Origin of the sequence: Herminiimonas arsenitoxidans (genome assembly GCF_900130075.1) — a bacterium.
Taxonomy (GTDB): domain Bacteria; phylum Pseudomonadota; class Gammaproteobacteria; order Burkholderiales; family Burkholderiaceae_D; genus Oxalicibacterium; species Oxalicibacterium arsenitoxidans.
Genome location: NZ_LT671418.1, coordinates 968,184 through 980,563, shown reverse-complemented (window position 1 = coordinate 980,563; position 12,380 = coordinate 968,184). Strand labels below are relative to the sequence as shown.

11 protein-coding genes are annotated in these 12,380 nt (G+C 49.3%); all 11 read right to left on the bottom strand.

What is annotated here, in order from left to right; all coding sequences use genetic code 11:
* Positions 1-2: 2 nt before the first annotated feature.
* Positions 3-2,024, bottom strand: a complete 2,022-nt coding sequence (gene fliD / locus BQ6873_RS04555; protein WP_076591591.1) for a flagellar filament capping protein FliD — start codon at positions 2,022-2,024, stop codon at positions 3-5.
* A 96-nt stretch (positions 2,025-2,120) separates the two neighbouring features.
* Complete coding sequence (locus tag BQ6873_RS04550; protein WP_076591590.1) at positions 2,121-2,498, bottom strand: flagellar protein FlaG; 378 nt, start codon at positions 2,496-2,498, stop codon at positions 2,121-2,123.
* An 80-nt stretch (positions 2,499-2,578) separates the two neighbouring features.
* Positions 2,579-3,997 carry a flagellin N-terminal helical domain-containing protein gene (locus BQ6873_RS04545; protein ID WP_076591589.1) on the bottom strand — a complete coding sequence of 473 codons (1,419 nt, stop codon included), beginning with the start codon at positions 3,995-3,997 and terminating at the stop codon, positions 2,579-2,581.
* A 441-nt stretch (positions 3,998-4,438) separates the two neighbouring features.
* Entirely contained in the window at positions 4,439-5,557 is a 1,119-nt protein-coding gene (locus tag BQ6873_RS04540) for a tetratricopeptide repeat protein (protein ID WP_076591588.1), read from the bottom strand.
* A 121-nt stretch (positions 5,558-5,678) separates the two neighbouring features.
* Positions 5,679-6,788, bottom strand: coding sequence for a DegT/DnrJ/EryC1/StrS family aminotransferase (locus BQ6873_RS04535; RefSeq protein ID WP_076591587.1), 1,110 nt, complete (start codon positions 6,786-6,788; stop codon positions 5,679-5,681).
* 48 nt (positions 6,789-6,836) lie between these two features.
* Positions 6,837-7,961 (bottom strand): class I SAM-dependent methyltransferase, encoded by a 1,125-nt coding sequence (locus BQ6873_RS04530; protein WP_076591586.1) that lies wholly within the window; start codon positions 7,959-7,961, stop codon positions 6,837-6,839.
* On the bottom strand, positions 7,958-8,998 hold the full coding sequence (locus BQ6873_RS04525) for a fatty acid desaturase (RefSeq protein ID WP_076591585.1): 1,041 nt from the start codon (positions 8,996-8,998) through the stop codon (positions 7,958-7,960). The genes BQ6873_RS04530 and BQ6873_RS04525 overlap by 4 nt, the downstream gene beginning before the upstream one ends.
* 28 nt (positions 8,999-9,026) lie before the next feature.
* The gene (locus BQ6873_RS04520; protein WP_076591584.1) at positions 9,027-9,767 is read right to left on the bottom strand and encodes a class I SAM-dependent methyltransferase; all 741 of its coding nucleotides are present in this window, start codon (positions 9,765-9,767) and stop codon (positions 9,027-9,029) included.
* Between the two features lie 13 nt (positions 9,768-9,780).
* The gene (locus tag BQ6873_RS04515) at positions 9,781-10,902 is read right to left on the bottom strand and encodes an FkbM family methyltransferase (protein ID WP_076591583.1); all 1,122 of its coding nucleotides are present in this window, start codon (positions 10,900-10,902) and stop codon (positions 9,781-9,783) included.
* A 17-nt stretch (positions 10,903-10,919) separates the two neighbouring features.
* Positions 10,920-11,174 carry an acyl carrier protein gene (locus tag BQ6873_RS04510; RefSeq protein ID WP_076591582.1) on the bottom strand — a complete coding sequence of 85 codons (255 nt, stop codon included), beginning with the start codon at positions 11,172-11,174 and terminating at the stop codon, positions 10,920-10,922.
* Positions 11,174-12,370: a Gfo/Idh/MocA family protein gene (locus BQ6873_RS04505; RefSeq protein ID WP_076591581.1), complete on the bottom strand. Its 1,197-nt coding sequence runs from the start codon at positions 12,368-12,370 to the stop codon at positions 11,174-11,176. Before BQ6873_RS04505 ends, BQ6873_RS04510 begins: the two co-directional genes overlap by 1 nt.
* Between the last annotated feature and the right edge of the window lie 10 nt (positions 12,371-12,380).

The window sequence follows — 12,380 nt, the reverse complement described above, 5'->3', positions numbered from 1 at the left end:
TTTTATTTGCCGGTGTAGTTATTTGCAGCAATTGATGCAAGTTGCTGAGTTAGGTAGGTCTGAGTTGCCTGCATACTTGCAACGAGAGCATCCAATGCTGAGAACTCCTTGCGATAGCGTGCCTCAATGGCAGTTAATCGAATTTTGAACGCATCTGCATCATCTGTAACGCGTTTGATACTGCTGTTAAGGCTGGCGGTATTTCCTGTAATCAATCCATTGGTGCCGATAAAGTTATCAGTCAGCTTGTTCAAGCGATCGGCATAACCTTGCGAGAAATCAATCCTGCCACGACTACCTAAGGTGCCGCCCACGATTTCCAACTTGAGTCCATAAGCGTCTGAATCCTTGCCGGCACTTAATATTTGGCCGGAGCCAGTCGCGGCAATACCGCCGATGGTGCCTTCGACGTCTTCGCCGTCGGTACCAGTTAATACCGTACCCAACAAAGTCGACGCTGGCGTTCCCGAGTCCGAAGTAATAAGGATGTTGGAGGCGGAGCCGTAGCGCTCGGACTGTAAATTAAGAAATCCGTTACTGTCGATGGTTGCAGTCACTTTGGCACCAGCTTTAGATATCTCGGAGGCACCGTTGATAGCAGATTGCACCATTGCAGCGAGTTCTTTCGCCGTGTACGTTCCCTCTGTCAAATTGATCTTGGACTCGACGCCGTCGATCTTGACACTCAATTTTGTGTTTGGTGCGATGACGGTGCTGCTTGCGTTGAGGTTAACGTCGCCTGTTAGATTGGCGCGAGTAGCCAGTTTGCTGACTGTTATGTCGTAGCTACCTGCTTTGGTAGTCGATGTGGAACTGCTGAAATTGATCAAACTATCGGTTGCCTTGCCTACGGTCGCAAACAAGCCAGCAATATCATCGTAGTTGGTGCTCATCGCTTTACTCAGTTTTGCTGAGTCGACTGCGAGCGTACCATCTCTTTGAAAGGTGACACCGATTTGTGCTAGCGACATACTGCTATTACTTAATCCGTCCAATGAGGCTGATAACGTGTTGCGGATTTGATCTTGAATAGTACGCGCGGTGGAGTCACCTACTAGCAATCCGCCTGTTTTCGTAGTCGGGTCATAGCCGGTCAGTCTTTTCAAGGTCGCATTCAAATCGTTATACGTTTTAACAAAATTGCTGACGCTGCTTTCTACTGCTGCCGTATCTTTTGCGATAGTCATCGAACTGCTGCCTATCTTGGCGACGTTCAAGGTAACACCTTGAATCGCTTCCTTGACTTCATTGGTTGCGCTATTGACGAGGAAACCGTTCACCGTCAATTGTGCATTCTGTGCCGCACTGGTTTGTTTCAGTGTTTGTGTGCCGGCCGGATCGTAAGCCAGTAAATTTTGTAGAGCAGGATCACCATCTACCTCGATTTTCATACTCGAAGCTTCACCAGTCTTATTGGATGTAAATATCAGATGATCAGGTGTGGAGCTACCGTCGGAAACGAGTGTTGCAGTAATGCCAATGTTGGCAGCATTGACCGCATCGCGTATCCCTTGCAAAGAATTGTCACCATCTTTGAGAGTGACAGTGCCGGTTGCTTGATTCGCATCTTGCGTAAAAGTGGAGCCGGTATACTTACCATCGGTTAGTGTGCCACCAGCGATGGTGCCGAACTGGAAAGTCAAAGTAGTAGTGCCACCGCCGCCAATCAGAGCAGTTTTGCTGGTCTGTCCTGCAGTGGAAATACTTTGCGCCTGGGCCAGTTGAGTGACATTGACTTGATAGGTGCCGGATGCGGCTTTGCTGCCTGCAGTCGCATTGAAAATCGTTTTGTCTGCGATCGAGGTCTGCAAATTTTCGAAGGTTGAACTTTTCCCCAGATTGGCCATAGCCGTCTGAAAAGCGCTGAGTGCGCTATTGAGGATGCCATAAGCCGATAACTTGGCTTGATAGCTTGCTTCTTTTTGCGCCATCAATGTCAGAGGCTGACTTTCAGCCGTCATGATATTGGTCAATAAAGTGTCGAGGGGTAGACCGGAGCCAACGCCGATAGATGAGACGGCCATTTGCTTCTCCTGCTAGAGAAAAACCATAATATAAAGGAAGGCAGACTAGGGTAAGCCCGAGGTTAGAGGGCAATTTACCCGTCTGTTTGATGCAATTTATGCTTTTTGCTTAACCAACAAACCTTGCAATTTATCTAATGCCTTGGAAATCTCGAGTGCTTCCAGCGACGGCATCTGACGTATGACTTCTTTCGTCTGTTGATCTACAACTTTGACGACGGTCCGATTACTGTCGGAGTCAACGGTAAATTCCAGATTGGAAGATAAGGCTTGTAGTGCTTTGTTGATGCTTTCTAGTGCTGGTCCAACCTGGCTTTCTGCGAGGGCGGCATCTGGCTGTTGTACGGCGCTGGATGTAAGTACTGGTGCTGATGTAGCTTTGACCGGGGCGGTCACTGAGCCAGCGATCGGCGCTGATTGATTATCGATTCGTATGCTTGCTTTCGCAGTGCTACCGATTTGCCCGATATCCATGATTCACTCCTGTTGTAACGAATCCCCGGCTACTGAAATGCAGCCGGGGATTCATTTTTTACTACGCTAGCTGCTTTTGATTAGCCGCGGAGCAGGGCGAGCACACCGTTAGGCAGTGAGTTCGCTTGTGCCAGCATGGCTGTACCAGCTTGTTGCAAGATCTGACCGCGTGTCAGGTTAGCTGTTTCCGAAGCGAAGTCAGCATCCAGAATACGGCTGCGAGCTGCGTTCAAATTTTCGCTGGTGGTGCCTAGCGATGCTACTACTGAGGTAAAGCGATTTTGTACTGCACCAAGTTGCGCACGAGTGCTGCTGACGGCCGACAGGGCTGCATCGACTACCAGCAATGCATTTTGTGCACCAGTATCAGTGGAGATCGAGATCGAGCTCAACAGATTTGTGTCGGTGGTGATCGTGCCCGTCGCGAAACCTATACTTCCAGCTGCCGCAGCGGTCCCACCGATAGCGATACTACCGTTCAAGTCAGTCGACAGAGTGATTTTGCCGTTCTCGCCTGCAGCAGTGGTGCCAGCAGTCAGGCCAGCGGCAGCGGCAGTTGCTGTGCTACCAAGACCGACCGAAATTGCCGCACCCGTAGTATTGCTGAGGATGATAGCGTTAGCCGCGCCGCCGTTTGAGCCATCGCCAATAGTAGCAGTGACGCCGGTCGAGCCAGTTTTTGCATTGATGGCAGCTGCAACATTAGTCGCTTGTGCTGATGCATTTGCTCCGCCACTAACCGCACCAAGCTGGACACCATTGATGGTGATGTCGCCAGCTGCAATTGCTGTGGTGCCAGTGATGGCCGCGCCGATGCTAAAGTTGCCAGATTGCGATGCGGTGACGCCAGTTATTCCTGATTGTGCATTGATTGCATCAACTTTTGCTTTAGATGTTGTGCCAGTAGTGGCGACACTTTGACCATTGATTGTCAGGCCCGTACTAGCCACGGTGGTAGGGGCAAATATACTTGCAGCAGCTGTTTTGTTGCCGACTGCGCTGGAGCGCGAGTCACCGATTTGTACGCCGATGGTTTGGTTGGCATTGGCGCCGATTTGGAAATTTGCATTAGCAAACGAGCCATCCAGCACGTTTTGGCCATTGAACTGGGTTTGTGTAGCAAGACGGTCATATTCGCCAACCAATTGTGTTACTTCATTTTGCAATGCGCCGCGATCACTTGCGCTGTTGGAAGCATTTGCAGACTGTACTGCCAATGTGCGGATACGTTGCAGCAAATCCGTTGCCTGACCGAGTGCACCTTCAGCCGTTTGTGCCAGCGAAATGCCGTCGTTGGCGTTACGTGCAGCCTGGTTCAAACCATTGATCTGGCTGGTCATACGATCGGAAATTGCCAAGCCTGCAGCATCGTCTTTTGCGCTATTGATACGCAGACCAGACGACAAACGTTGCAGCGAAGTTGCCAGGGAGGATTGGGATGTCGTCAGATTGCGTTGCGCATTCAGCGACGAGACATTGGTGTTGATTACTGCTGCCATATTATTTCTCCAGTTAAAGGTCGATGAATTCTGACGTAAGTGCTGCAACTTCGGCTGAATCCCTTTTTATGGAGGTATTTCCGTCGTTGTTACTACCTTTATCGGACGCTACTGGAAAAAGTTTAATAAATAACTTAATTTTTTCCGGTCCCGTCTCAACATGCGCCAGACAACTTGTTCTTCGACTTAACTAGAAAATTCTTTAAGGAAATATTTTTTTAATTAACCCTCAAGTTTTTTGAAAGTGTATGTGCTCCTCAGTTATGCATGCAATTTTACGAATTTTGATGGAAGATTTTTTTAAATAAATGTTCGAGAGCGATATAAATAAATGTCTTAAGCCACATGCGATAAGTAAACAAGTGGCATCCAGAGGAGGTGCAACTGCGGTGGAATAGATTGTTATCTAAAAATAAACGCTCAACTATGCTAGGCGTAGCTTTACTCCATATATAACAAAGTCATTAGCAGGTTGCTGTGCGCTTCGGCGTAGTCAGGGGTGATCTCGAGCGCGCGCCGATAACTGGCAATTGCCGCTTCTGGTTGCCCTTGGTTGATCAGTGTAAGCCCCATGTTGTTGTAAGCCAGCGCGTAATCATCTCGTAGCTGAATTGCTTCTTGGTAGCAGAGTAATGCATCCGCTGTACGATCCATCAGATTTAGCACCACTCCAAGGTTGCAAAAAACATCTGCCCGTGCCGGATCCAGCTTGAGTGCTGTGCGATAACAGGATTCTGCTTCGCCGAGCTTGGTTTGTGCCTGGAGAGCCAAGCCCATATTGGAATATGCCGATGCATGTGATGGGGCAATTGCCAATAATGCACGATAACAATCAATCGCATTATCGTAGTGTCCCTGCGCAAATAGCGTCGTGCCGAGATTGAGGCGCGCATCGAGATGGTCGTTTTTCAGATTAATCGCTTGTCGATATTCTGTAATGGCCGGGTCGAAATGATTTTGTGCTTGAAACGTACAGCCCAAGTTGTAATGCGCTTCGGCCGACTTTGGTTGACGTTTTAATATTTGGCGATAACAGTCTTCTGCTTCAGTAAATTGTTCTAGCTCTTTGTAGATGCCGCCTAGATTGAGATAAGCATCGACGTAATCGACATTGAGTGCCAGCGCTTGGCGATAACAAATTGCCGCATCTTGCTGCAATCCTTGCAGGTTGAGGGTGTGGCCGAGATTGTGATGTGCTTCTGCGAACTGCGGATTGATCTCAATAGCCTTGGTGTAGCAGGCGGCGGCTTCTTGCAAGCGCCCCAGATCGTGGAAGGCATTGCCCAATGCTAGATGAGTCTGCGAGTCGTCGGGTTGTATTGCCTGTGCAGTGCTTAGTGGTTCCAATGCTTCCAGCGATCTACCGGATGCGCGCAAGAGGATTCCGAGTTGACGTAGTGCGCCTGCATGGGTCGGCGACAATGCCAGTATTTTCCTATAATTTTTTTCCGAATCAGCGAGGCGAGTGGATTGCTGTTGCTTGAGCGCTAATTTCATCAAATCGCTGATGGTGTTGTGCGTGGTGGAAGACGATAAGTCTTTTGATCTATGTTTTTTCATTGCCGTTTCTGGTGCAAGTGAGCACGGAGATGCTTATTGATTTCACAGAATAAGGAATCTCGCTCTCGTCCGGTAGAGCGAGGAGGAGGGTATAAAGACGTTATTTCTTCGGGAGCCAGTCTCAGGCTGATTTAAGCGCGTTAATGATAGACATCTGCTCAGCGTGGCTTAAATTTGGGTAAATTGGCAGGCACAGGACTTGTTGCGCCAGTTGCGTTGCAACCGGCAGATTGTCTTTGCAGGCTGACGGTAGGTTGCGATAAGGCTGAAATTCGCTGATTAGTGGATAAAAATAACGTCGCGCAAAGATATTTTGGGCACGCAGTTTGTCGTACAGCGCATCACGTCCGAACGGGAAATCGTTGTCGATTAGCACGGGGAAGTATGCATAGTTACGATCAACTTGCGGTGGAATTTGTGGCAGATGCAAGCCCTTTATTCCTTGCAGTGTGCTGCGGTATGTTTGGTCGATGCGCCGGCGTTCGGTAAAGACTTTATCCATATGCTTTAGCTGTAGCAATCCGAACGCAGCTTGCATTTCATTCATCTTCGCATTAATGCCGGGTGCAACTACCGTGACTTCATCGGCAAAGCCGAAATTTTTCAAGTGATCGATGCGTTGCTTGGTTTTGGCATCTGGACAAATGATGGCGCCACCTTCAAACGTGTTAAAAACTTTTGTCGCGTGAAAACTCAATACGGATAGATCACCAGCACCAAGTATCGACTGGCCTTCATGGCGGGTGCCAAACGCATGCGCAGCGTCATAGATGACTTTCAATCCATATTTGTCGGCGATTACCTGAATTTCGTCGGTTGCACATGGGTTGCCATAGACGTGTACCGGTAGGATCGCGGTGGTCTGAGGTGTTATGGCTGCTTCAATTTTACTGGGATCTATGTTGAAAGTGAGTGGATCAATATCGACGAATACCGGTTTAATGCCGTTCCAATTTAGTGCGTGTGTGGTAGCCACAAAACTGTAAGGCGTTGTGATGACTTCGCCGCCTATGCGCAATGCCTGTAGTGCCGTAACCAAGGCCAGCGTGCCGTTGGAAAAAAGGGCGAGATGTTTGACGCCGAGGTAATCGCATAAGGCCTGTTCCAGCTCCTGATGAAATTGACCATTATTGGTCAACCATTTGCTCTCCCAGATTTGTTCCAGATAGGGAATAAATTCTTCCAGTGGCGGCAGATAAGGTTCGGTGACATGTAATTTTTTTTTGTTCATCGGGCGCACTTGGAAAGGACTACGATTGAAATGTTTTTTGGCGATCTATTACTCTGTTATCTGTAGTGGTGCCGACAGCTGAATGAATAGCGCACTGCCCATTACGAAGGATACGACAATTTTTGCTTGATGCTGCCGGAGAAATTCATCGCCTACGCGTTGTGGTCCATCGCCGTACGGCCAGATGTAATCGTCAATGATGATCCAGCCGCCGCGTAATACGTGCGTGCACCAAGCTTCCACGTCGGCTTGGGCAGCTTCATAACTGTGGTTGCCGTCGATGTGTAGCAGTGCGATCCGGCCCGTATATTCGGTGTTGCCGAACGACTCGCTTTGCACGTTGCGTTGCGACTTGTAATACTGCGCCGCTTCGCTTGATGGCATGCGCAAATAATTGATGTCGTTGACACTGTATGGCAACAGATTCATTTCGAACACTCGCAGCGCTTCATCATAATCATATTGGTCGATGCAATTATCGACTAAGCCTCCATTGTCGTTCTGTATCACGAAATCACTTTTCCAGGGATCGATACATAAGACCTTGCCGATACCGTAACATTGTGACAGGCGCGCTAGTATGAATGCGGATTTGCCGAAGGCGCTGCCGATTTCGACAACGTCGCCGCTGCAACTATTGCGGGCGATCTCGTACAAGGCATTGATTTTTGCATCGTCGCACATCCCTGGAATGACATTGCCGTGACGGAACAGAGAGGCAATTTGCAGCTTGCTCAGCGCAGGTTTGGGCGTATGCATGGACGCTAATGACAGCGGGTTATCGAGCACATAAGCAGCACGGGAAATTGCGGTGCGATAGCCGCTCAACTCGTCATTCATTGGCCATGTGTTGACCAGTCGGATATCGAGACTAATTTTTTTCAATACCTTGTTCAAATAATTCCAGACTACTGGATTTGGGGTATAGATTCCACCGATGTTGCGTTCTGCAATCAAGGTTTGCAGCGCGTCGTTAAAGGTCGGGTCATTGACGTATGGTAGGTAAGCCCATGCCGGATACTTTTCTTTTGAGACATCGTAGGCTAGCGATGATGAGCCGATTACTGCTTGGCCATCACGTTTACATTTTTCGAGATAGTCGAGCGAGCGCGGCATGCTGGCGGGGAAGATCAGGATTGGTTTACCTGTAGGGCCGGTTTGTAGCTGATTCATGGCCTTCCTTTTTGGATAAGGTTATCGGTTTGGGCAGTAGACTGGGTAAGAGCATCTGACTGCGCTTGCCGCTTTTTGATCAATGCCATTTCCACTAGCAATGGCAGAATCCCGTTAGAGGCAATCGGCAGATCGTACTCCAACTGGCGCCGTAAATTTTTCAGTTGAAAGAACGGCACGCCCGGATACATGTGATGTTCTATGTGATAGTTCATTTGCCAGTATAAAAATGCCAGTGCAGGGTGCAGCAGCACAGTACGACTGTTGTCGCGGTAATCGCAAACGTTCGGTTGCATGCCGAAATGCTGAGCCAAGGCTAGCACCTTGTTTAACCAATCGGCGATGAAGGGGGCAAATGTGATGATTAGCAGAAGTGGCCAATGTCCGCTCAGAACAAAAGCTGCGGCTAAAGCTATATGTCCGAGCAGCACGGCACGCGCCCAGATGGCGATCTGACGTCGTTCTGCACCCATAGTTTCCGTAAACAGGCGCGAGCTCCATTGCCCCTTGATGATTCCCATACTGTTTTCGATGACGATGCGCAACGCACGGTACGCTGCTGGCACATCAAAGGTTAGTGACCAGATCCAGTCTGTATAACGGAGTGTCTGCGGCAATCTTACTTCGCTATCGTGAGCAGTGAATACAGTTTTTTGATGGTGGCGAATGTGACTGGCACGAAAATAGATCGGATTATTCCAGCTCAAAAAGGCAAACAGAAATAGAAAAAATTCATTGCATGCCTTGTTCTTGAATACAGTACGGTGCACCAGTTCATGACCGGCACCGGCCCATCCCAAGAATGAATAGCAGGTGCCATGGATCAGTAGCATTACCAATGCAGTCAAGTAAAGCTGATGCAGATAGGTAAGGTAGGCTATGGTGCCCGTGCAGGTGAGCAGCAGGAGATGGCCGCCTATATGCAGCCAGCCTTGTCGGTCGCTGCGCTTGGTCAGGAGGCCGAGTGCTTGTGCGTCGATTGGCGTGCGATACCAGTCGATGCGTTGTGGTTCCAGATTTTCTGTGGAAATTTCCATATGCGTGGTCGTTCTTGTGGCCTGTTGTTCAATTCGGCAGCAGGTTGCGGAATTTTCCTTTGAGCATGAAAGCCAGCATGGTGTTTTGCACATGAATCAGTGGGATTTCCTGACTGAAGTGATCGACAAAACGGGTCACGTCTCCATGGATTTTTGAGCGGTAATCGTGCCAGATGATGACTGCATCCGGTTTTGCCATTTTTAGCGCATTCGTGGTATCGATGGCGACCGTGTCGTAGTCGTGGCCACCATCGATAAAAATGAAATCGAAGCGACCTGCCAAGTCTTGTGCCTGTGGATCGAGGCTGCGACTGTCGTGGTAAATACGCTTAATCTTGTTCTGCGTTTCTGCGTCGGCGCGGTCGATGTAAAACGCGCCCTTTTCAGCAAATGTGCGACGCAGGTAGTTATCGTTTTCGATATCATTTTGCAGAATTAATGTAACTTCGTCGCTGTCTGGTTTGGCAGTGTCGATACTGGCCGGGGGGAGATCGACCGTCGTGATCCTGGCGTGTGGTGCCGAATTGGCTGCCAGCAGGACGCTAGTTGCCCCCATGTAAGTGCCGAATTCAAAAAAAATACTGGCGGATGTCAGTGATGCCAAGCTAACCAGAATCGAACTCTCCAGCAAGGTCATGCCGCCGATGGCGCTACTCGGAATGCTGACGTTGAACATTACATTGCGATCTGGATTTCGTTCTTCGATCTGTTGAAACAATATCTTGGGGCGAATTTCGCGTACGCCGTGTTGTTGTGTGAATTCGGTCATGGGAACTTTCGAGTCAATCGGCTGTGGTTTTGGGGATAAAGAACATCACGGTTTCTGACCAGCCTTCCGTGTAATGACGCAGGTAAATGTCATAGTCTTGCCGAATGCTGGCGATATATTCAGGGATACGCCAGAAGTCAGAGGTGCTGTGGTAAACCGAAATCGCCAGCGTCGGATAATCGTTGCGAATATGTTGTTCTGCACCAGCCAGTGCTTTCATTTCCCAACCTTCGAGATCCATTTTGATGAACGTGACGGCATCACTGAGTGCGATGTCGAGTGTGGTGACGTCGATACGACATGCACCCTCGGTACTCACCGCGCTCGCGGAGCCGGCATCCGAGTTGAACCATAGTGTGCCGGGGGCATCGGAAATACCTTGTTCGATGAATCGTATATCGCGGTGTTCGGCCAATCTGAGTTTGGCATCTGCCATGTTGGTGGCGGATGGCTCAAACAAGATGACTTCGCGATAATCTGGATATCGTTTGCAGAATTCCTCTGTTGTATCACCATTGAAGCCGCCAGCATCGACGAATATAGCATTCTGTAGAGGCAGAAAATCTTCAAAGTATTGATCGGAAAAACGTATGGAATATGACGCCATATATAGCGGATCGGCGGTCAAGCGAAAGCGTAGCACATCGGTGAAGATGGTTTTAGACTCTTCGTCTTTCAATTGAGCATATAGAGCGTTCCAGCGAGATGTATGCTCGACTAGATTTGCCCGCATTTCCGTGACGAATGCAGGGGCCGGTATCAGGTCTGGCCGGGCCGCCATCAGATCCGCATAATTAAGACTGCTCTTGAAGCGCAATGCGCGCAATCGGCGTGAAGCCGATACCGGCGCGATCGACATTGAACAATTAACGATCATCGCATCGGTTGGGACGTTTTCACCGGCAAGCACAGGTTTTCCTTGCCAAGTGGTGCCGTCGGCATGATCGTCGACGATGCCATCAATCAGGGAGTCGATGCCGGCGGTGTGAAGCAATGCAGCGCTATGTTCATTTCGACCAAGCAGAAAACGTGGGCCACGATAGGCTGGTGACAGGAAGAGTTCGGCTTCGTTGAGCATGTCGCTTGCGGACGCAAGGTTGCCGAGAAGGGGGCCGAATGCAGTGCTCTCGATCATGCTTATTGAATGAGTAATCATGAGTGAGTAGTTCCGGTTTTTTTGCTGATCATCATGGCTAATCCTTGTACTGAACGAAATTGTTCGGACTCAAGATCGCTGTCGGTAATCTCTATATCGAACTTTTCTTCCAGTGCCAATATGAATTTGATGATAGCGATTGAATCGATGATCCCAGTTGAGATGAAATCGCTGGCATCGTCAAAATCCTTCGGTAGCCGGGATTTCTTTTGCAGTAGTGCCAGAACATAGAGCTGTATGTCGTTTTGCATCAAATCGCCCTCAAAAATGTATGTTCTGTGTCGTCATTCTGCAGCTTGGCAGACTGGACGGTCTGCCAACTCCGGCTGTGCGACGACGTCACCATGGCTTCTAAAAAGAACATGCCTTCCAGTGCTAGTTCCGCACTAAATACTTCGTCCGACTTCCATTCACCGTTCTGTTGGAAATGCCGTAAGCTCACCGCGATATCACTGTATAAATTAGCGAATGCCTCGATGAAGCCGGCCGGATGACCAGCCTTGAAACGGTTGTAGCGTGACTGGTTACTTATTTCGACCTGGCCAGAGCGATCCAGAATTTCCCGACGGCCATCGATATGCGATAGCACTAGTTCTTCGGGATTGGCCTGATACCACTCGGCTGAACCGCGATCACCATAGATACGGATACGCAAGCCGTTGCGGTGGCCTAACGCAGATTTGCTGAACCAGAGTTGGCCCTGTATCTCGTTGCTATAGCGTACAAGACAATTGGCGTTATCAATTACGCCGAAAAACCAGCCGTAGCTATTCTGGTCAGCTACCAATTCGATCGGTTTTTCGTCGGTGAGGTAATGCATGATTTGGTGGAGATGGACTGCGAGGTCAAGATAAAGCGTTGGGATGTCACCGTCGGACAATCGCCACGGTTGAGGCTGAGGCCTGTTGCCGTGTGCGTCCAGTCGGATGAAACCTTCCTGCGGCATTTCGGCTTGGAAGTGTAGGATCTTGCCAAGCTTCCCCTTGCGAATCCGTAGTGCCAGTTCGCGCAGCATTGGATAGCCGGAGTAGTTGTAGGTGACGGCAAGAAAGCCTTTGACCTTGTCTCGTAGCGCAATCAGCTTTTGTGCATCATCGCTGCAGACGGATAGCGATTTTTCGCAGATCACGGGAATACCAGCGGTTAGACAGGCGCTGACGTTGTCAAAATGGTCTGGTGTAGGGGTCAAGACAACGATAGCATCCAGACGGTCTTTTTCATGCAGTAGCATATCGGCCAGACTACTATAAACACGGTCAGTACTTACGCCGTAGACTTCCGCCGTCTTCGTGTTTGATTCTGGACTCTTGCTGAAGCAGCCTGCGACAAGTTGCCATTTGCCATCCATCGTGCTGGAGATAAAATGCGAATAGCCGACCGCTGCATTGAGTGATCCGCCTATGAAACCGAGTTGTAGTGGTAGCTTGGTTTGTATTTGAGTCTGCATAGTTGTTCAG

Excerpts from the sequence above, each read along its gene's own strand:
- BQ6873_RS04515 (WP_076591583.1), bottom strand. The coding sequence starts at position 10,902 with ATGATCGAGAGCACTGCATTCGGCCCCCTTCTCGGCAACCTTGCGTCC.
- BQ6873_RS04520 (WP_076591584.1), bottom strand. The coding sequence starts at position 9,767 with ATGACCGAATTCACACAACAACACGGCGTACGCGAAATTCGCCCCAAG.
- BQ6873_RS04545 (WP_076591589.1), bottom strand. The coding sequence starts at position 3,997 with ATGGCAGCAGTAATCAACACCAATGTCTCGTCGCTGAATGCGCAACGC.
- BQ6873_RS04530 (WP_076591586.1), bottom strand. The coding sequence starts at position 7,961 with ATGAATCAGCTACAAACCGGCCCTACAGGTAAACCAATCCTGATCTTC.
- fliD (WP_076591591.1), bottom strand. The coding sequence starts at position 2,024 with ATGGCCGTCTCATCTATCGGCGTTGGCTCCGGTCTACCCCTCGACACT.
- BQ6873_RS04535 (WP_076591587.1), bottom strand. The coding sequence starts at position 6,788 with ATGAACAAAAAAAAATTACATGTCACCGAACCTTATCTGCCGCCACTG.
- BQ6873_RS04510 (WP_076591582.1), bottom strand. The coding sequence starts at position 11,174 with ATGCAAAACGACATACAGCTCTATGTTCTGGCACTACTGCAAAAGAAA.
- BQ6873_RS04525 (WP_076591585.1), bottom strand. The coding sequence starts at position 8,998 with ATGGAAATTTCCACAGAAAATCTGGAACCACAACGCATCGACTGGTAT.
- BQ6873_RS04505 (WP_076591581.1), bottom strand. The coding sequence starts at position 12,370 with ATGCAGACTCAAATACAAACCAAGCTACCACTACAACTCGGTTTCATA.
- BQ6873_RS04550 (WP_076591590.1), bottom strand. The coding sequence starts at position 2,498 with ATGGATATCGGGCAAATCGGTAGCACTGCGAAAGCAAGCATACGAATC.
- BQ6873_RS04540 (WP_076591588.1), bottom strand. The coding sequence starts at position 5,557 with ATGAAAAAACATAGATCAAAAGACTTATCGTCTTCCACCACGCACAAC.